This is a genomic window from Bacillus sp. 16GRE42, from assembly GCF_019837435.1.
Lineage (GTDB): Bacteria > Bacillota > Bacilli > Bacillales > Bacillaceae_G > Bacillus_A > Bacillus_A wiedmannii.
This window is the reverse complement of record NZ_JADAXF010000001.1, coordinates 1,609,358-1,629,106: the sequence shown is the minus strand read 5'-3', so window position 1 is coordinate 1,629,106 and position 19,749 is coordinate 1,609,358. Positions and strand designations below refer to the sequence as shown.

Here is a 19,749-nt window from a genome sequence, read left to right as displayed (position 1 = left end):
ATCACAAAATAAAGGGTCGTATGATATGCGCTAATAAAATAAAAACGCCCCTGCAATATATGCAGGGACGAAAAATTCGCGGTACCACCCTAAATTGTGAAACAGTTTCGTTTCACCACTCTTTAGATATAACGGTCTATAACCGTCTTTCACTACTCCTTACGTTTCGCAAAAGAAGCTCCAGGGGGTAATTCATAATTCGCTCTGTACTGGTTCGCACCGACCACCAGCTCTCTGAAATCAGAAATCGAAATACTACTAAATCCTATCAATGCCGATTCATATGATGTTAGTTAAATTTTTATCACATTTTCATCTTATATGTCAATAAAAATGTTCAATATTTTTTTAGGGAAATAAAGGTTAAATGTTTTTAATGTTCTAAATTTGTACGTTATAATGAATTTGAAAGGGGAGGAAAGAGTGAAGAAAAAAATAATTCTTTTTACCACCTTACTAGTCATTGGCGGAAGTGCTGGAATTTACACAGCTTTTGCAGCTGAGTCAGAGCAGGCGAAACAAAAGCAAATACAGCAGTCAGAAGTGAAGAAAGTGAAAGAAGATGAAGAGAAGAAGTCGATGGAAAAAGCAGCTGAGAAACTAGGAGTTTCTACTGAAGGGAAAACAAAAGAAGAGGTTACGAAAGAAGTAAATACCGCAAGATTTGAGAAGCGCCATGATTTATTAATTGAACATGCAAAACAACTTGGAATTGATACAGAAGGAAAAAAAGATGAAGAGATTATTTTAGAAATCGGAAAGATACAACACGGAAAGTAGAACAACTTATCGTATGATAAGTTGTTCTTTTTTAAGAACTATTTGATTTAAAAATAATTGACAGTCATTTAAATTTAATGTTAACTTTATTTATAAATTAGTTAACATTAGGGGTGGCAATTGTGACTGTTAATAGTAATACGACTGAAAAATCGTCTTATACATATGAAGAATTATCGGAGAAAAATAAAGCTTATGTATGGCATCCGTTTACACAAATGAAAGATTATTTAGAAGAAGATCCTGTCATTATTGAACGTGGAGAGGGAAGAAAGCTATACGATGTAAATGGAAATGAATATTGGGATGGTGTTTCATCTATTTGGTTAAATGTTCACGGACATCAAGTACCAGAATTAGATGAAGCAATTCGTGAGCAATTAAATAAAATTGCCCATTCTACTATGCTAGGACTTGCTAACGTTCCATCTATTTTATTAGCAGAAAAAATAATTGAAGTTGTGCCAGAAGGTTTGAAGAAAGTATTCTATTCAGACTCCGGTTCTAGCGCCGTTGAAATTGCAATTAAGATGGCCTTTCAATATTGGCAGCATAAAGGAAAACCGAAGAAACAAAGATTTGTTACATTAAAAGAAGCATATCACGGTGATACAATTGGAGCTGTTTCAGTAGGAGCGATAGACTTGTTTCACCAAGTGTATAGTTCACTTTTATTTGAGGCAATTAAAATGCCGTATCCATATACATATCGTTCTCCTTATGGAAATAATAAGGAGGAAATTGTGAAAAAACATTTAGAAGAAATGGAAGAGCTGCTCAAAGAAAAGCATGAAGAAATTGCGGCGATTATTGTAGAGCCTTTAATGCAAGGTGCTGGCGGTATGATTACAATGCCAAAAGGATACTTAAGAGGGCTCCGTACTTTATGTACAAAATATAATGTTTTATTTATTACAGATGAGGTAGCGACTGGATTTGGGCGTACCGGGAAAATGTTTGCATGTGAACATGAAAATGTAACGCCAGATATTTTAACAGCCGGAAAAGGTTTAACAGGTGGATATTTACCAGTTGCAATCACCGTAACGCCAGATGAAATTTATAATGCCTTTTTAGGAGACTATGAAGAACAAAAAACGTTTTTCCACGGTCATAGTTATACAGGGAATCCGTTAGGGTGTGCGGTAGCCATTGCGAATCTAGAGCTATACGAGAAAACAAATTTAATAGAAGAAGTGGCACGTAAGACAGAATATGTGGCGACGCAATTAGAATCGCTCTTTGCATATAAACATGTAGGGGATATTCGTCAGTGCGGGTTAATGATTGGAATTGAACTTGTGAAGAATAAGGAAACGAAAGAAGCGTTTGAATGGACAGAGAGAGTCGGTGTTCAAGTGTGTAAACGCTCAAGAGAGCTGGGCATGATTTTGCGGCCACTCGGCAATACAATTGTATTTATGCCTCCTCTTGCTTCTACAATTGATGAGATTGATGATATGTTACATATTTTGTATAAAGCAATCTCGGATGTTACGGAGGGAGAATAATGAACGGTTTTTTTGTAACAGCAACGGATACTGAAGTAGGGAAAACTGTAGTTGCCGGTGCATTAGCAGGTGTATTTAGAGAATTGGGATATAACATCGGGGTATATAAACCGTTGCAAAGTGGACATGTTGCATCAAATCCAGAGGGAGATGCAGCAAGGTTAAAAGCATTATCAGGTGTACCGGCAAAAGAAGATGAAATTTGCCCTTATTCTATTGAAGAGCCTCTTGCTCCGAGACTTGCCATGAAAAGAGCTGGAAGAGTAGTACATTTAAAAGACATTATGGATCATTATAATGAACTCTTGAAAGAGTTTAATAGCCTATTTGTAGAAGGAGCAGGTGGACTGGCTGTTCCATATACAGAAGACGCTTTAGTAATTGATTTCGCAAAGGAATTACAGCTTCCTCTTATTATAGTCGCACGCCCTACATTAGGAACAGTAAATCATACAGTTTTAACGATTGCTTATGCAAAGGCACAGGGCTTAACGGTAGCAGGTGTAATTTTATCCGGCTGCAAAGAATGTGAAATGGAAAGAGTACAAGAAAATAAAGAAATGATTGAAGAGCTAAGTGGGGTACCGGTTTTAGGGTTATTACCATTCTTTGAAGGGGCGTTTACAAAAGAAGAAGTCTTGGAATCTGCAAAAGAGTATATAATGATTTCAAAATTAGAGGAGTTCATCCGAAATGAATCAAACGTGGCGCACACATCTTCAATCTAAATTGCAACAATTAAATGAGCAAGGGCAGTATCGCAATTTGCATGTAACAGAACAAGCAGAAGAGACATGGCTTATTCGAGATGAAAAAAGGATGCTAAATTTAGCGTCAAATAATTATTTAGGGTTAGCTGGAGATGAGAGGTTAAAAGAAGCTGCTATTGCATGCACAAGAAAATATGGAACTGGGGCGACGGCATCAAGGCTCGTTGTAGGAAATTATTCACTGTATGAAGAGGTTGAGAGAAGTATATGCGATTGGAAAGGCACTGAAAAATCCTTAGTTGTAAATAGCGGATATACCGCAAATATTGGAGTGATTTCTTCGTTAGCCTGTCGTCACGATATTGTGTTTAGTGACAAATTAAATCACGCAAGCATCGTGGATGGAATTATATTAAGCGGAGCAGAGCATAAAAGGTATCGTCATAATGATTTAGATCATTTAGAGAAGCTGTTGCAAGTAGCACCGCCAAAAAAGAAGAAATTAATCGTAACAGATACTGTTTTTAGTATGGATGGTGATACTGCATATTTAAGAGATTTAGTGCAAATGAAAGAGAAATACGGGGCAATTATGATAGTTGATGAAGCACATGCGAGTGGGATATATGGAATTGATGGAGCAGGATTGTCTCATATAGAAAAAAATATTGCTCAAAACATTGATATACATATGGGGACGTTTAGCAAGGCTTTAGGGTGTTATGGGGCGTATTTGACAGGTGATGCAATGTATATAGAGTATTTACAGAATATGATGAGAAGCTTTATTTTTACTACTGCTTTACCACCAGGAACGTTAGGGGCGGTACAAAAAGCAATTGAAATTGTGAAAGAAGATAATGAAAGAAGAGAGAGACTTATAGAGAATGGAGCCTATTTTAGGACACATTTGCAAGAAGCTGGTTTTGATATTGGGAATAGCTCAACTCATATTGTACCGATTGTAGTCGGTTCAAATGAAACAGCTTTACGGTTTAGTAGAAGGCTGCAAGAGGTAGGTATTGCAGCAATTGCAATTCGTCCACCAACGGTTCCAGTTAATAGTTCACGGGTCCGTTTTGCGGTTACGTCCCAACATACAATAGCTGATTTGAAATGGGCTATTCAGCATATTATACGCATTGGTAAAGAAGAGGGGTTTTTCGTATGAAAGAGCTAAAGATTATTTTTATTCCTGGGTGGGGAATGGAAGAAGGTGTTTGGACTTTAGTTCTGCCGTATTTTAAAGGATATTCTGTTCAATGTATCAATTGGCGTAATGTGAAAGAACAAAGTGAATTTGCGGGGCGAATAATTGATGTAGCAAAAGATGAAAATGTAATTTTAGTTGGATGGTCACTAGGAGCGTTAGCAGCAGTTCAAGCTCATAAAAGGGTTAAGGCAAAAGGTATTGTACTAATTGGTGGTACTGCCAAATTTACAAATACGAGCGATTATACGAGTGGATGGAATACTCTGCATGTAGAACGGCTGAAAAAGAATTTAACGAGAAAGAAAGAAGATACGCTCAAGCGGTTTTATGAAAATATGTTCACGAAAGATGAGCTGAAAGAGAATAAAAGGTTTGAAGATATGATAAAACGCTTTAAAGGTGATTCTATTCAGTCTTTGCAATTAGGGTTGGAGTATTTAATAGAAGCAGATATGAGAGAAGAACTGAAAGAAATTAAAGTCCCTATACTACTTATTCACGGAGAGCAGGATGTAATTTGTCCATGGTCTGCAGCGCGTAGTATGGCGGAGAATGAGACTGCCACGCTCAAGATAGTAAGTGAGGCTGGACACGCATTATGCGTAACGAATTTCGAATATTGCGGAAATGAGATAATTCAATTTGTAGAGGGGATACGACATGATCAACAAAACGTTACTTCAAAAACGGTTTAACGTGGCAGCTGTATCCTACGATCAATATGCAAATGTACAAAAAAAGATGGCACATTCATTACTTTCTACATTGAATCGGCGATATAGTGCAAATGCATCGATACGTATTTTAGAACTTGGATGCGGGACAGGATATGTTACAGAGCAATTATCAAACTTATTTCCGAAAGCACATATTACAGCCATTGATTTTGCTGAAAGTATGATTGAGGTTGCGAAAACTAGACAAAATGTGAAAAATGTAATGTTTTACTGTGAGGATATCGAAAGATTACGACTAGAAGGAACGTATGATGTCATTATTTCGAATGCTACATTTCAATGGCTAAATGATTTAAAACAAGTGATAAGAAATTTATTTCATCATTTGTCTATAGATGGGATATTACTCTTTTCAACGTTTGGACATGAAACATTTCAAGAATTGCATGCTTCATTCCAGCGGGCGAAAGAAGAAAAAAATATACAAAATGAAACATCGATTGGGCAACGTTTTTATTCGAAAAATCAGTTGCGCCATATGTGTGAAATAGAAACAGGGGATGTGCATGTTTCTGAAACATGTTACATAGAGAGATTTACAGAAGTTAGGGAGTTTCTACACTCTATTCGAAAAGTAGGAGCGACCAATAGTAATGAAGAATCATATTGTCAAAGTCCCTCACTCTTTCGTACGATGCTTCGCATATACGAAAGAGACTTCACGGAAAATGAAGGGATAATGGCGACGTATCATGCTTTATTTATGCATATAACAAAAGAGGGGAAGAGATGAAATGAAACAAGTACAAACAAAAAGGGATTGGAAAAAACTTGCGCATGACGTAGTAGAAGAGAAAATGATTACGAAAGAGGATGCAATTGCAATATTAGAAGCTGATGATACAGAAATTTTAGAAATTATGAATGCAGCTTACATCATTCGCCATCATCACTTTGGTAAGAAAGTAAAATTGAATATGATTATTAATACGAAATCTGGATTATGTCCTGAAGATTGCGGATATTGTTCACAGTCTATTATTTCAGAGGCGCCGATTGATAAATATGCATGGTTAACGCAGGAAAAGATTGTAGAAGGAGCACACGAAGCAATTCGCCGTAAAGCGGGTACATATTGTATTGTAGCATCTGGTCGTCGCCCGACCGATAAAGAGGTGAATCACGTAATTGGAGCAGTTAAGGAGATTCGTGAAACGACAGATTTGAAGATTTGTTGTTGTTTAGGTTTCTTAAACGAAGATCAAGCAGGACGTTTAGCAGAAGCGGGTGTACATCGTTATAACCACAACTTAAATACACATGCAAATAATTACGAAAGTATTTGCTCCACTCATACGTATGACGATCGTGTTGATACAGTTCAAAAAGCAAAACAAGCGGGCATTTCACCATGCTCTGGGGCGATTTTTGGAATGGGAGAGACAATAGAAGAACGTGCTGAAATTGCATTTGAATTACAACGTATAGATGCAGATTCAATTCCATGTAATTTCCTTGTTGCTGTAAAGGGTACGCCGCTTGAAGGACAAAAAGAATTAACGCCGGTAGAATGTTTAAAAGTGCTGGCGATGATGCGTTTTGTAAACCCAACGAAAGAAATTCGCATTTCAGGAGGACGTGAAATTAATTTACGTTCTGTACAGCCAATCGGATTATTTGCAGCAAACTCTATCTTTGTCGGGGATTATTTAACGACAGCTGGGCAAGAGCCGACTGCAGACTGGGGTATGATTGAAGATTTGGGATTTGAGATTGAAGAATGTGCATTATAAGATAGATAAAAAGCAAACTTGTAAAAGAGTTTGCTTTTTTGTAAATAAAATGTAATAAATAGTTGTGAACGCTTGATACTATTGGTTTTTGAGCGAAAAAAAGAATTTTGGTGGACGAATTTTCCAAGCCTCAATTGTACATAGTAAATATGTAATTTATATTGGGTTGGAGGATTTTACATGTACAAATATATATTAGCGATTATGACTTGTCTAATTTTACTAAAAGCAATAAGTGCTGATCCAGTTAAGGCCGCTGAAAATCCTGAACAAAAAGAGATGCAACAACGAATTGAACAACATTTTCGAACGAAAGCTGAACATTTTGGATTGAAAACAGAAGGAAAAGATTTAAAGGAAGTGCGAAAAGAAATTACTATTATAGAAGAAGCGAAGAAAAGGGAGAATATATGGAGAACAGCACAAACGCTTCGTATACAAACAGAAGGAAAAACAATGGATGAATTAATAAAAGATGTACGGAAAAAAGTAAAAAAATAAAAAAGAGGCCGCAGCCTCTTTTTTATTTTTTATGCCCATTGTTTTGATAAATGAGCCATTTCAATCGCAGCAACGGCGGATTCATAGCCTTTATTACCAGCTTTCGTGCCCGCGCGTTCAATCGCCTGCTCGATCGTTTCAGTCGTTAATACACCGAAAATAACTGGGATGTCTGTTTGTAGTGATAAAGATGCAACTCCTTTTGCTACTTCATTACAAACGTAATCGTAATGTGTTGTAGCACCACGAATTACAGTACCTAACGTAATAACAGCATCATACTTCCCGCTATTAGCCATCTTTTTAGCGATTAAAGGAATTTCAAATGCACCAGGAACCCAAGCAACATCGATATCAGTTTCTTCTACACCGTGACGCTTTAATCCATCTAAAGCTCCGCCGAGTAACTTACTTGTAATAAATTCATTGAAACGTCCAACAACAACCCCAACTTTTAATCCTGTACCAACTAAATGACCTTCGAATACCATAATGAATCTCTCCCTTTATTATAAGTTTAGTAAATGTCCTAATTTGTTTACTTTCGTTTGTAAATACGTTTTATTCTCTTCTTTTGTTGGCATTTGCAATGGAACACGCTCGATTACTTCTAAATCGTAACCTTGTAAGCCAGCAATTTTTCGTGGGTTATTCGTTAATAATCGTAACTGTTGTAAACCTAAATCTTTTAACATTTGAGCGCCAATACCGTAATCACGCAAATCAGCTGGGAATCCAAGTTTTTCGTTTGCTTCTACCGTATCGAATCCTTCTTCTTGTAACTTATAAGCGCGAAGCTTATTAAGAAGGCCGATGCCTCGTCCTTCTTGTCTCATATAAAGAAGAACGCCTTTTCCTTCACGTTCAATTTGAGCAAGTGCAGCATGGAGTTGTGGTCCGCAATCACAGCGGCATGAGCCAAATACATCTCCTGTTAAGCACTCTGAATGAACGCGTACAAGTACAGGCTCTCCTGTTGAAATATCACCTTTTACGAGTGCGATATGCTCTTTCGTATCTAATGAATTAGAATAGCCAATTGCATGGAAAGTACCGAAATCTGTAGGTAATGTAATTTCCACTTCTCGGGTCACTAGTGTTTCATGGTGGCGGCGAAAAGCAATTAAATCTTCTATTGTAATCATTTTTATATCAAATTGTTTTGCGCACTGTAGTAAATCAGGTACGCGAGCCATCGTACCGTCCTCATTGATAATCTCGCAAATGACTCCAGCTGGTTCTGCTCCGCAAAGCTGTGCTAAATCGACGGCAGCCTCTGTATGACCAGCACGGCGCAGTACACCGCCTTCTTTCGCGATTAATGGAAAGATATGTCCAGGACGATTGAAATCAGCACCTTTTGATGCAGGGTTTAACAATTCTTGTATCGTAGTCGCCCGTTCGTGAGCGCTAATCCCTGTTGTTGTAGAAACATGATCAATGCTCACTGTAAATGCAGTATGATGCGAATCTGTATTATGAGCTACCATTGGTTCTAATTGTAGACGCTCTGCGTACCCTTCCGTAATCGGTACACAAACGAGACCACGCCCATGTGTAATCATAAAGTTAATCGTTTCTGGCGTAATATACTCTGCTAAAGCGATAAAGTCGCCTTCATTTTCACGGTTTTCATCATCGCATACGATAACGACTTTTCCTTGTTTTAAATCTTCTAGAGCTTCTTCAATACGATGAAACATAATGCTTCCCCCTTATAGAAATCCGTTTTCTTGTAAAAAGCTTTCGCTCATTGAACCTGTTCGTTTTACAGGTTTAGAAATAAAGCGTTCGATATATTTACCGATCATGTCACACTCAATGTTTACTATGTCACCGGCATTCTTTTCTCCGATAACAGATTCACTTACTGTGTGCGGGATGAGTGAGATTGTGATGGAAGATTCGTCTATATCAAATATCGTTAAACTCGTTCCATCAACAGCAACGGATCCTTTATGCAAACAATAGCGCAGCAATTCATCAGCAATAGCTATTTTGTAATAGACGGCATTATAGTGTTGTTTTTTGTTTAATATCGTTCCGATGCCATCAATATGCCCTGAAACGAAATGCCCACCGAATCGTCCGTTTGCAGCCATCGCCCGCTCTAAATTTACTTTAGAGCGGGGTTTAAGCATGCGAAGTGATGTTGATTGCATCGTTTCAGGCATTGCGTCCACTGTGAATGAAGTTGTTGTGAAACTCGTTACAGTTAAGCAAATACCGTTAACCGCGATACTATCACCTAAGTGAACATCTGATAAAATTTTATTCGCATGGATCGTTAACTTCATTGCTTCTCCGCTTTGTTGCATGTTTGCAATCGTTCCTAATTCTTCTACAATTCCTGTAAACATTCCGTCACCTCACTTCGGGCATTCGCAACGATTTTTATATCATCACCAACTTGTTTCATCTCTTGAATTTCCAAGGAAAGTGCATCTTGCAATGCTGCGAAACCATTTCCACCAAATAAAGTAGGGGCATCATTCCCACCAATTAATATCGGGCTTATATAAGTTATAATTTCATTGAAATGCTTTGTTTGTAAGAAGCTTGCATGAGTCGATTGGCCTCCTTCAACGAATAAAGAAAGAATTTGCTTCTCTCCAAGAAAGAAAAGGAGGTCCTTGAGGTCTATATGTTTTGTTTTCATTTGGAATATAGCTATATTTTCAGATTCATAAGAAGCTATTTTCTCTTTATTTACATCCTTACCGACAAAAATCCATGTCGGTGCTAAACCATCTGTTATGACATGAGAAGATGGTGGTGTTCGTAAATGGGTATCTAAAATGACGCGTATAGGATGTTTACCCCCGTTAGGAATTCTGGTCGTTAAATGCGGATTATCAGCTATAACTGTATTTACTCCAACGAGAATCGCATCATGTGTATGGCGATATTGGTGAACATCAGCTCGTGCTTCTTCACCTGTAATCCACTTACTTTCACCAGTGACAGTTGCTGTTTTTCCATCTAAGCTCATCGCTGTTTTTATTGTTACAAATGGACGTTTCGTTTTCATGTAGTGAAAAAAGAAACGATTTAATAAGGTGGCTTCTGTTTCAAGAACACCAGTAGTTACTTCGATGCCAGCTTCTTCTAATCTCCTTTTTCCAGTACCAGAAACGAGAGGATTGCAATCAAGAGTAGCAATTACAACCCGTTTGACTCCTTTTTTGATGAGCAATTCACAACAAGGTGGTGTTTTTCCAAAATGGCTACACGGTTCAAGTGTTACATAAACGGTAGCTCCTTTTGCTTTTTCACCAGCCATATGAAGAGCGTGAACTTCTGCGTGTTCTTCACCTGCACGTAAATGAGCGCCTATACCGACGATTTTTCCATCTTTTACAACAACAGCACCAACCATAGGATTTGGACTTGTTTGTCCGGATGTTCCTTCCGCTAACTGCAGGGCAATCCTCATATATTCTTGATCTGTCATTTTCTTCACCTCTCCTGAAAAAATCAAAAAACCCCAAGGATTTTATATCCTTGGGGTTTGGGAGACGTGATTTCTAGAAATATAGTTCGAATACGAAAGTACAGGAAAGAAACCTAACGATGATTGATATTTTTGCATAAGGAAAAAACCTAGCAAAATATCGAATTTTTCAAACGCTAGTCGTATCTTTTTATTTCAGTATAGAAACATAAGTATACAAAATAAAACATATATAAGATTCAAAACGAAACTTCAAAAATATGCATACTGAAATAAAAGTGTATTCGCTATATAAAATTACTAGAAAACATATCCTTCTCCCATCCAGACTATACTGTCGGCCCTAGAGTTTCACTAGATCCACCGTTTTCGAGTTGAAAACGGGTCACGGACTTAGAAGTTCGCACTTCATCACCGCCGGTTGGGAATTTCACCCGACCCCGAAGGATGTTGTTTGCTCAAATTATAGCACAAAAAAGACAAAAGGCTAGTAAAAAATATTCGAATGTGAAGAATTGTGTGAAAATATATGTAAGTTGGAATGAGGACAAAAGTATGAGGAATGTTGTAAGGAAAAGGGGGGACGAGAGTTAATGAAAAGAAAAAACATGCACAAAAAAATGTGCATGTCACATGTGAAATTATTCTGCCTCTGGTGCTCTAACAACAGACTCGAATTTCCCTTTATGCGAAGCATCGCAATAAGGCATATTTTTTGATAAACCACAACGGCATAAAGAAAATGCCGGTTTTGCTGGGAATACATTCCCTTGTGAATCGACTAATTCCACGTCCCCTGTAACACGAAAAGAGCCATTATCATTTACTTTAATTTGTACTTTCGCCAACGCTATCCCTCCTTCCCAAACGCTTAATTTCATCATATAATTAAGAGAAGTACTTGACAATATAAAGTGAAACTTTAATTAGTGGGGGAGGTATCCCCCACTAATTATTAGTTGAACCAATCGGGCTTTTAGGGGCAGTTAATCTCCCACCTAACTTCTTTGTTTTAGCTGAGTTTTGAGGTGGGAGTTTTACTGCCCGTTAATGCGGGGTAAAAAGAGCACTTTGTTTGAGAAAGAAGAGAGTGTTATAATAGTTTTCATAACTGACTAGAGTAAGGTGACGAGAGATGGATAAACAATTACATACATTACGAAACATTGCAAATGAGCGCACGTGGGCATCATTTTTGAATGATAATCATCCATATAGTTTGTTACATTGGTCCATTGCAGGTGTAGGGCAAGAGGCAAAGGATGTTTGGTTACTTCAAGATGAAGTAACATTTCAAACGACAGAATTTCCAACGTTAGACGATGCAATGCAATGGATTTCTGAAAACATGGAACAAGTTACAGACGTTTTAGCGCAATAAAAAACAGGCTTATGCAAGCCTGTTTTTTGTTTCTTTTACATATGAGTTTAAAAATTGATCAACGGCCGCTTCATACTCTTCTTTATTTTCGTTATAAGAGCAAGCGTGTGCACCGCGTTCTGCAATATAAAGTTGTTTATTGTTTTCTTTTGCTTCATATAGTGCTTTCGTCATATCAGCTAAAATATAATCATCATCTTTACTATGAATAAAGAGGACGGGATTGTTAATATTTTTTATACAATCGATTGGTGAAACTTCGCGAATCGTATAACCGTCACGCACTTTTAAAAAAGCATTTGCTAAAGGTAATAAAGGCCATTTAGGTAAATGGAATTCAACCTTTAAACGGTGTTGTAATTGTCCGTAGAAATCAGAAAAAGGACAATCTGCAATATAGAAATCAGCACCATCTTCTACAAGTCCTGCGTATTGAAGAAGTGTTGCAGCTCCCATAGATTCACCATGAATACCGAGTGTTATATTTGTTCCAAAGCGACTTTTTAGCCAGTCAACTACAGATTTTAAATCATGTTTTTCATAGTATCCATAGCTTGTTGTTTTTCCGCCAGTTTTACCATGACGACGATGATCATAAATAACGACATTATACCCTCTGTTTAAAAATAACCTTGCATATTTTACAGAGTTCATTTTATTTACAGTTACGCCGTGACAAAAAATCATAAACTTATTGGAATGACCAGCAGGAATGTAATAGCCGTGAAGATCATATCCGAATTGCGAAGGAATATGAATTTCTTCTTTATGAAGAGCATCAAAATCCTCTATACGAAAATGTTTTTTCGTTTCTCTTTCGAGTACTTCTTCCTCTGTTTTTTTCTTTAAGTACATCACTTTATTTGTAAAGAAAATCCCAAGGGCAGTTATCGCACCTAGTATAGTAAACAATGCTGCAAAAAAACGTTTCATACTTTACCTCATCCTCCAAATACCGTTACATGTGATACACTTACATTGTATCACAATGATAGAAAAGGGGAGAAATAGGAAATGGTGTATATACAAAAAATTACCCCAGCGATGAAAGAAACAATCCGAATGTTCATGTGTGAGAACTGGGGGAGTTCATTGATGGTTTCACGTGGTAAGGGGCACCAGTTAGAAGAGTTGCCAGGATTTGTTGCGCTCTCGGATGACAGAATAATCGGAATTATAACGTATGAAGTGACCGGAAATATGTGTGAAATTGTATCGTTAGATAGCTTTGAAGAAAGAAAAGGAATAGGGACGAAACTTGTAGATTGTGTATTACAAGTTGCAGAAGAAGAACGGTGCGGGCGGGTTTGGCTCATAACAACAAATGATAATATGAATGCGTTACGTTTTTACCAAAAACGTAATTTTGTGATGACTAATTTATATGTGAATGCAGTGGAAGAGGCACGAAAAATGAAGAAAGAAATTCCGCGTATCGGATATGATAACATCCCAATTTTACATGAAATACAGTTGGAGTATCGTTTAACAAATTGATGTAACAATTTTCAGAAATATAAGTTAGTAACCTTGACGAATATTGTAATTTAGGTTACCGTAAAATTGTAATCTATTACCATATTAAGGGGTGAAGATGTGGCAACTATACGTGATGTTGCAAAATTGGCAGGTGTTTCAGTCGCAACCGTTTCACGAGTTATTAATGAAAAAGGATACGTTCATGAGGACACAGTAAAACAAGTAAAGGAAGCAATTGAGGAATTACGTTATAGGCCAAATAGTGCAGCAAAGCCATTATTTAAAGAGAATTCAACGATAATTGCATTACTTGTAGATAATCTATATGACCCATCAAACATCACTTTGCTACATTGTATTGAGGAAATAGCATATAAAGAAGGATATCAAATCATTGTTTGTAATATAGAGAATAAAGATAGATACATACATATGTTGAAGGGAAATAACGTTGCAGGTGTTATTTTAACAAAATCCGTTTTTAAAAGTATAGGAGAAATTCCACTTCCGTTTGTTGTGATTGATGAAAAAAAATCCCATGCAAATTATTATGAAAAGGGACAAAGAACGGTTTCTTTATTAAAAGAAAAAGGCTGTCAATTTCTTGCTTATTTCGATGAGGGAGAAGATAGTGAAGAAATGGAAGAGCACATATCAGGATTTTTAGACGCTGTTTGGGAGGAAGGGATCTCTTATCGAGAAGTATGTGTACAAGGGTATACGAATAAACAGTTTATTACATTCTTGCAAACTCACCCGTATATAGATGGAATTGTAACTTCAAGTGAAAAGGTTACTTTTGAGTTAATTCAAGCAGCGAAAAATTTAAATATTCGTATACCGGATAAGTTGAAAATCATTGGACCGAACGGGAGCATAGACAGTGAATGGATAGGCCCGTCACTTATGAAAATTGAAAGTTGCGCCGAAGAAAATGGGAAAATAGCTTTACAACAATTAAAAGAAAAAATAAAAAAGTAAAAGGTGCGTATAAAACGCACCTTTTATAATGTAATTGCGGCAATAAAGCCGAATATAAGTAACGGTATATTATAATGCAGAAAAGTTGGTACACATGTATCCCATATATGATGGTGTTGACCATCAGCATTTAAACCGGATGTTGGCCCAAGTGTACTATCTGATGCTGGAGATCCCGCATCGCCTAGCGCTCCAGCTGTACCGATAATTGCAATTGTGGCCATTGGACTAAATCCAAGCTGCATGCAAAGAGGCACAAAAATTGTTGTTAAAATAGGGATGGTTGAAAAGGATGAACCAATTCCCATCGTAACGAGAAGTCCAATCACAAGCATAAGAAATGCAGCGAGTGGTTTGTTATTTCCAATTATATGTGCACTCGTTTGCACAAGAGATTCAACATGTCCTGTTTTTCGAAGAACAGCACCAAATCCAGCGGCAGCGATCATAACAAAACCGATAAAGGACATCATGCGCATTCCGCTTGTTAATATAGCATCAGCTTCTTTAAGAGGTAGACTACCACTTACTGATAAGACGATAATCCCCGCTAAAGCACCGAAAATCATTGATTCTGTTGCTAATTGAACGGTTAATGTGGCTATGATAGATAACAATCCGAAAGTAATGCTACGTTTTGTATAGGGAACGATTTCATTTGCGGTAGTATGAACTTGTTCTGTTTCATACGTACGAGGTTTCCGGTACGTAATGAATACCGCTACACATAATCCAATAATCATACCGATTGCTGGAATAGTCATTGCTTTTGGAATAAGTGCGACATCAAATGTAAGACCACTTTGCGCAGCATTTGTTTGCAATACGTCATGATAAATTTTTCCGAACCCTGCTGGAATCCACATATAAGGAGTAATCAATCCGAATGTAATAATACATGTAACAAGTCTGCGATCCACTTTCAGCTCATTTAATACTTTTAAAAGTGCTGGAATTAAGATGGGGATGAAAGCGATATGAACAGGAATCACATTTTGTGAGAAACAAGCCATCGTTAAAATGATGAATAAAATAAGTATTTTAGAATAAACTTGTTTTTTCGTGTCTTGTTCATTGCCAATCCATTTTAGTGCAGTTTGAATCATGGCATCTGGAAGTCCTGTTTTGGAAAGGGAAATAGCGAAACCGCCAAGCATTGCATAACTTAAAGCGATTGGAGCACTGTTTCCAAGGCCAGTTGTAAAAGTGTTAATAGTTTCTGAAATACCGAGTCCACCGATAATTCCGCCTGTTAAAGCTCCAACAATGATGGCGACAATGACCTGGACGCGAAACAAACTAAGCAATAGCATAACTGCTACTGCGACGAGTACAGCATTCATAATAAATGTAATCTCCCTAAAATTTTATTGTGCTAAGGCAAGTAAATATGAAGCACTTTGCTATATTTATACATAGTTGCGACATATTATTATAAATTGTTTTCTATGAAATGTAAAAGAGCCTTTTGTTACTAATGCTGAAAAGCTAGCTCTTGTTTAATTGATTGTAAAGAATTGGCGAATAATTGTGGTTCTTCTAAATCAGGAGAATGTGCTGAATTTGGGAACCAAATCATTTTTTTTATGGGGGCTTCTATTACATCACAATATTCCTGAACGAGAGCATAAGGAGTTTGATAATCATAGCGACCAGAACAAAAATAAACCGGAATAGATAAGCTTGAAATAGAAGAAAAGAAATCGATTGTCAACATTTCTTCCCATAAAACGCCAGATTTTAAATTTCCTGCGAGAAACTTGAACCAATCTAATAGCGTATATTCAGGAGAAAAGAAGCCTTTTCGTATGAAAGAAAAGGAAGATCCGTTTTGGATTGCTCCGCCGAATGTGCCAAGCCACTTTCTTTGAATAATAAGGCGTCTCGTATCTAAAAATGGTGGTTTGCCTAATTTTAAAAGGGACGCTAATGCTTTTTTATGATCATGTTTTTTTGCAGAACGAATTAAATGCTGATATAGCAATTCTTCGTTTTGTTTCATATGTACAATCTGCCCAATACCGATGTAAGCCTCGATATACTGCGGATATTGATGTGCTATGTTAAGCCCAATAATGCTTCCCCAAGAATGACCAGCGAGAAATAGTTTCTGTTTACTGAACTTTTTAAGTACATATTGAATCACTTCTTTTGCATCGGAAACGAATTGTTCGATTGTAAAATTTGTTCCGAAATCTTTCATTGAAAAGGATTTACCTGCCCCGCGCTGATCCCAATTAATAACGATGAAGTGTTTCTCCAATTCTCTTTGAAAATGACGAATAAATCCAATTTGTGCCATGCCAGGTCCGCCATGAAAGCATAATAAAATTGGCTGCTCTATGTTTTGCCCGCGAATAAGGAGAGTTTGTTTTCGATTATGAATCATAACGCTTTCCATCGTAGCAATACTATTAGGAATGAGTTGTTTATTTTCATTATAAAACTGTGGGGTATAGCTACGAAAAAGCATATGGAAAACCTCCTTTTCTGAAATCGTATGAATCGCACAGGCTATTCGTTTTGCATATACTGTTAGAAAATCATTGTAACATACCATACTAGTGTCATTTCAATACGGGAGGAGGGAAATTGTGACGATTGGAGAAATTATAGATTGCTTAAATAGACGTGAATCCATCGCTATTATAGCAAAACGTCTTGAAATAAGCCCATATACATTATCAAAGAAATTAAGATTAATTGGATACGAATATGATGGAGAACAGAAGAAACGTATTTTTGTAGGAGATGGAGAAGAACCGCGTCACTTACAACTCCAAGAAGCGACAGCCCTTCAATATGCGACAACGGATTATCAATTATTAATTTATGAGCAATTACAAAGTATTTATGAGTTATTAAGAAAGAGAGAAGAAGTAATTGTGCCCATTATGAGTATAAGTACAGAAAAAAAGAAACGTACCTTTTCTATTAATAAAGACATATTAGCAAAACTAGACGTTATATCAGAATTGAAAGGAATTCAAAAATCTAAACTTGTAGAAGAGGCGTTACAACAATTTTTACAACAATATGATTTTAACAAAACATCACATTTTGATAACTAAAGAAAAGGATACTATGTTCATTGTAAGAACGAGTATCCTTTTTAGGTTTTACTAATATTGTGGATTAAGTAAGTATAAGTGCGTATCCTTTACAATAAAAATCTGGATCGCATATTAGGGAAATACTTAATTTACCTTTTGAATTCTTCCATCAATAACTGGCTGAATTGGTTCTTTTAATTGTTTTACATAATCGACTAGCGCTTCAAAGTCGTTTGGACCAGTTTCTGAATTCTTTCCATTTTTAAATGATACGAATCCGTCACCGCCAGAAGCTAAGAAAGCATTCGCAACTACGCTATACGTTTTAGATGGAGATAACTCTTCGCCATTTGTTAAGCGTATATTCGTAACCTTTTCACCGCTTGGTTTATTTGCATCCCACGTATATTGAATACCTGAAATTTGAAGCATTCTTGTTGTTCCTTTTTGCCATTGTTGATTTAAAATGTCGCGAATATCTTGACCTGTTAAATCTACTTTAATCAATTGGTTTCCAAAAGGCTGAATGCCATATAATTCGCCCCAAGTAATATCGCCAGCATCTAAGTCATTACGAATGCCACCAGGATTCATAAGTGCGATTTGAGCTTGCATCGTTTGACGCTGTGCGTCGGCAATTACATTCCCAAGAGTAGATTCACCAGCATCATTTTGTTTACGGTCGATAGGTGCTGTAGATTTTCCTACAACTTCATTTACAAGTGGTGCGATTTTTTCTTTATATTGATCTATTTTTTGTTTTACTTGTTTATCAGGTTCCACACCTTCATGATATGTTGTAATCACTTCAGCTTTTTTCTTTACAATATCTTTTGTCTTACGATCAATTGTTACATCTACGTCTGAGAAAGCTGTTCCATAAGAGTTCGCTTGGACGATTAGTTTATTATTTACAGTACCATTTACATACGTGTGACTATGTCCACCGAAAATAACATCAACTTCCGAGTCTGTTTCATTTGCAATTCGAGTAAGGTCTCCATTTGTCACGCCAGACTCATCAGTTGTTCCGCCGACATGGGCAAGGACGACGATGGATTTAACACCGAGACGCTTTAATTGTTGCGCTGATTTATTAATTGCTTCTACTTCGTCAGTGATCTGTACATTTTTAAGCATAGTAGGCATCACGACATTTGGCGTATCAGTTGTAACAACGCCAATGAATCCTACAGGAACACCATCTACCATTTTTACAGTAAATGGTGGTAAAAATAAGCGACCAGTTGATTTGTTATAGAAGTTAGCAGCGACATAAGGGAAGTTAGCACCTTTGAAATTCCCTGTTTTCTCGTGATATCCACCGTAAATGAGGCGTTTCATTTCATCGATACCTTCATCAAATTCATGGTTTCCGATTGTACCAACGTCGAATTTTAAGTCATTTAAAAATTCAATCGTTGGTTCATCTTGTAACAACGCTGAAACTGGTGGACTAGCTCCGACAATATCGCCAGCATGTACGAGAAGTGTATTAGGGTTTTGCTTTTTACGTTCTTTTAAATAAGTAGCTAAGTAATCAGCGCCACCAGCTTCTTTGTTATTAATTTTTTTAACAGTATCTAGTTGTCCATGGAAATCATTAATACCAAGCATTTGTACGTCTACGTAGCGGTTTTGTTCAGCTGGAATCTGGGATGGGGGAGCGGCAAATACGCTTGAAAAAGTTATGGTGCTTAAAACGGCAACAGCAGGAATGATTTTTTTCCACATAATTCATTTCTCCTTTTTTTTATAATCTGACATCATACGACATAATTTTAATAGATTCATAGGATTATATCTATATAAAAAATTAGTTTTTTCGAAAAATTAACATATTTACAAAAGGTGAATAATAGAGTAAAGAACCTTTTTTATTGTCGAGATCATTGTGTATCTACTATAATGGAGAAAAAAGTAAAAGGTGAGTAGCATGAAGAAAAAGAAACAAAGACAAATGCAAAGACAATCGCAAGTGAATAGACCAGAGAAAGAGTCGCTTACATTAGGCGATCAATTAAATGATTCACTCATGCAGCAATTAAAGAATAAGAAGAAAGAATTGCAAGTTAGGGAAGAGAAAAAAGAGGCAGCTGAACTGGAAAGAAAGCGCCAAGAACAAAAAGAACGAGAAAAGAATAAATCATTTGAAGAACTGTTAAGTGAAAGTAGCCTTACTTGGAAAGACTTTAAATAATATAAAAAAATGATCA

General features: G+C 36.8%; 22 protein-coding genes, 1 riboswitch and 1 other annotated feature. Of the genes, 13 read left to right on the top strand and 9 right to left on the bottom strand.

Annotation, left to right across the window (positions count from 1 at the left end):
* Positions 1–60: 60 nt before the first annotated feature.
* Positions 61–281, bottom strand: a binding site (T-box leader).
* Positions 282–423: 142 nt separating this feature from the next.
* From ILS93_RS08385 to ILS93_RS08350, 8 genes are all read left to right on the top strand, one after another.
* Complete coding sequence (locus tag ILS93_RS08385) at positions 424–780, top strand: hypothetical protein (RefSeq protein WP_222660320.1); 357 nt, start codon at positions 424–426, stop codon at positions 778–780.
* Positions 781–902: 122 nt separating this feature from the next.
* Positions 903–2,291: an adenosylmethionine--8-amino-7-oxononanoate transaminase gene (gene bioA, locus ILS93_RS08380; RefSeq protein ID WP_222660318.1), complete on the top strand. Its 1,389-nt coding sequence runs from the start codon at positions 903–905 to the stop codon at positions 2,289–2,291.
* The gene (gene bioD, locus ILS93_RS08375) at positions 2,291–3,019 is read left to right on the top strand and encodes a dethiobiotin synthase (protein WP_222660316.1); all 729 of its coding nucleotides are present in this window, start codon (positions 2,291–2,293) and stop codon (positions 3,017–3,019) included. The genes bioA and bioD overlap by 1 nt, the downstream gene beginning before the upstream one ends.
* Complete coding sequence (gene bioF / locus ILS93_RS08370; protein ID WP_222654866.1) at positions 2,985–4,172, top strand: 8-amino-7-oxononanoate synthase; 1,188 nt, start codon at positions 2,985–2,987, stop codon at positions 4,170–4,172. Before bioD ends, bioF begins: the two co-directional genes overlap by 35 nt.
* Positions 4,169–4,909 carry an alpha/beta fold hydrolase gene (locus ILS93_RS08365; protein ID WP_222660314.1) on the top strand — a complete coding sequence of 247 codons (741 nt, stop codon included), beginning with the start codon at positions 4,169–4,171 and terminating at the stop codon, positions 4,907–4,909. The genes bioF and ILS93_RS08365 overlap by 4 nt, the downstream gene beginning before the upstream one ends.
* A complete protein-coding gene (gene bioC / locus ILS93_RS08360; RefSeq protein ID WP_088047210.1) occupies positions 4,875–5,684 on the top strand; it encodes a malonyl-ACP O-methyltransferase BioC in 810 nt (269 codons plus the stop codon). Before ILS93_RS08365 ends, bioC begins: the two co-directional genes overlap by 35 nt.
* 1 nt (position 5,685) lies before the next feature.
* On the top strand, positions 5,686–6,684 hold the full coding sequence (bioB, locus tag ILS93_RS08355; RefSeq protein ID WP_098102730.1) for a biotin synthase: 999 nt from the start codon (positions 5,686–5,688) through the stop codon (positions 6,682–6,684).
* A 180-nt stretch (positions 6,685–6,864) separates the two neighbouring features.
* Positions 6,865–7,185 (top strand): hypothetical protein, encoded by a 321-nt coding sequence (locus tag ILS93_RS08350; RefSeq protein ID WP_222660312.1) that lies wholly within the window; start codon positions 6,865–6,867, stop codon positions 7,183–7,185.
* A 29-nt stretch (positions 7,186–7,214) separates the two neighbouring features.
* On the opposite strand, the gene ribH is transcribed toward ILS93_RS08350, so the two are convergent.
* From ribH to ILS93_RS08325, 5 genes are all read right to left on the bottom strand, one after another.
* Positions 7,215–7,676: a 6,7-dimethyl-8-ribityllumazine synthase gene (gene ribH, locus ILS93_RS08345; RefSeq protein WP_000230900.1), complete on the bottom strand. Its 462-nt coding sequence runs from the start codon at positions 7,674–7,676 to the stop codon at positions 7,215–7,217.
* Between the two features lie 18 nt (positions 7,677–7,694).
* Positions 7,695–8,888 carry a bifunctional 3,4-dihydroxy-2-butanone 4-phosphate synthase/GTP cyclohydrolase II gene (gene ribBA / locus ILS93_RS08340; protein WP_064474873.1) on the bottom strand — a complete coding sequence of 398 codons (1,194 nt, stop codon included), beginning with the start codon at positions 8,886–8,888 and terminating at the stop codon, positions 7,695–7,697.
* A 12-nt stretch (positions 8,889–8,900) separates the two neighbouring features.
* On the bottom strand, positions 8,901–9,545 hold the full coding sequence (ribE, locus tag ILS93_RS08335) for a riboflavin synthase subunit alpha (protein ID WP_064474874.1): 645 nt from the start codon (positions 9,543–9,545) through the stop codon (positions 8,901–8,903).
* Complete coding sequence (ribD, locus tag ILS93_RS08330; RefSeq protein ID WP_222660310.1) at positions 9,527–10,639, bottom strand: bifunctional diaminohydroxyphosphoribosylaminopyrimidine deaminase/5-amino-6-(5-phosphoribosylamino)uracil reductase RibD; 1,113 nt, start codon at positions 10,637–10,639, stop codon at positions 9,527–9,529. Before ribD ends, ribE begins: the two co-directional genes overlap by 19 nt.
* A gap of 308 nt (positions 10,640–10,947) precedes the next feature.
* A riboswitch (FMN riboswitch) is annotated at positions 10,948–11,091 on the bottom strand.
* A gap of 189 nt (positions 11,092–11,280) precedes the next feature.
* Entirely contained in the window at positions 11,281–11,487 is a 207-nt protein-coding gene (locus tag ILS93_RS08325; RefSeq protein WP_001151582.1) for a CDGSH iron-sulfur domain-containing protein, read from the bottom strand.
* A gap of 287 nt (positions 11,488–11,774) precedes the next feature.
* Between ILS93_RS08325 and ILS93_RS08320 the strand changes: the two genes are divergently transcribed.
* Positions 11,775–12,020 (top strand): DUF2552 family protein, encoded by a 246-nt coding sequence (locus tag ILS93_RS08320; protein ID WP_000360793.1) that lies wholly within the window; start codon positions 11,775–11,777, stop codon positions 12,018–12,020.
* A 9-nt stretch (positions 12,021–12,029) separates the two neighbouring features.
* Here ILS93_RS08320 and ILS93_RS08315 read toward each other — a convergent pair whose 3' ends face one another.
* Positions 12,030–12,953: an alpha/beta hydrolase gene (locus ILS93_RS08315; RefSeq protein ID WP_048546291.1), complete on the bottom strand. Its 924-nt coding sequence runs from the start codon at positions 12,951–12,953 to the stop codon at positions 12,030–12,032.
* Between the two features lie 81 nt (positions 12,954–13,034).
* On the opposite strand from ILS93_RS08315, the gene ILS93_RS08310 reads away from it, so the two are divergent.
* Together ILS93_RS08310 and ILS93_RS08305 are read left to right on the top strand one after the other, a co-directional pair.
* Positions 13,035–13,517 (top strand): GNAT family N-acetyltransferase, encoded by a 483-nt coding sequence (locus ILS93_RS08310; protein WP_222660308.1) that lies wholly within the window; start codon positions 13,035–13,037, stop codon positions 13,515–13,517.
* A gap of 99 nt (positions 13,518–13,616) precedes the next feature.
* A complete protein-coding gene (locus ILS93_RS08305; protein WP_222660305.1) occupies positions 13,617–14,480 on the top strand; it encodes a LacI family DNA-binding transcriptional regulator in 864 nt (287 codons plus the stop codon).
* 23 nt (positions 14,481–14,503) lie between these two features.
* Here the strand turns inward: ILS93_RS08305 and ILS93_RS08300 are convergent, their stop codons facing one another.
* Positions 14,504–15,823: a Na+/H+ antiporter family protein gene (locus tag ILS93_RS08300; RefSeq protein WP_064474878.1), complete on the bottom strand. Its 1,320-nt coding sequence runs from the start codon at positions 15,821–15,823 to the stop codon at positions 14,504–14,506.
* A 131-nt stretch (positions 15,824–15,954) separates the two neighbouring features.
* Positions 15,955–16,953 carry an alpha/beta fold hydrolase gene (locus tag ILS93_RS08295; protein WP_222660303.1) on the bottom strand — a complete coding sequence of 333 codons (999 nt, stop codon included), beginning with the start codon at positions 16,951–16,953 and terminating at the stop codon, positions 15,955–15,957.
* A gap of 121 nt (positions 16,954–17,074) precedes the next feature.
* Here ILS93_RS08295 and ILS93_RS08290 point away from each other — a divergent pair, with 121 nt between their 5' ends.
* On the top strand, positions 17,075–17,551 hold the full coding sequence (locus tag ILS93_RS08290; RefSeq protein ID WP_064474880.1) for a ribbon-helix-helix domain-containing protein: 477 nt from the start codon (positions 17,075–17,077) through the stop codon (positions 17,549–17,551).
* Positions 17,552–17,677: 126 nt separating this feature from the next.
* Here the strand turns inward: ILS93_RS08290 and ILS93_RS08285 are convergent, their stop codons facing one another.
* The gene (locus tag ILS93_RS08285) at positions 17,678–19,267 is read right to left on the bottom strand and encodes a bifunctional metallophosphatase/5'-nucleotidase (RefSeq protein WP_064474881.1); all 1,590 of its coding nucleotides are present in this window, start codon (positions 19,265–19,267) and stop codon (positions 17,678–17,680) included.
* 202 nt (positions 19,268–19,469) lie between these two features.
* Here ILS93_RS08285 and ILS93_RS08280 point away from each other — a divergent pair, with 202 nt between their 5' ends.
* A complete protein-coding gene (locus ILS93_RS08280) occupies positions 19,470–19,733 on the top strand; it encodes a YqkE family protein (RefSeq protein ID WP_000727565.1) in 264 nt (87 codons plus the stop codon).
* Positions 19,734–19,749 lie beyond the last annotated feature (16 nt).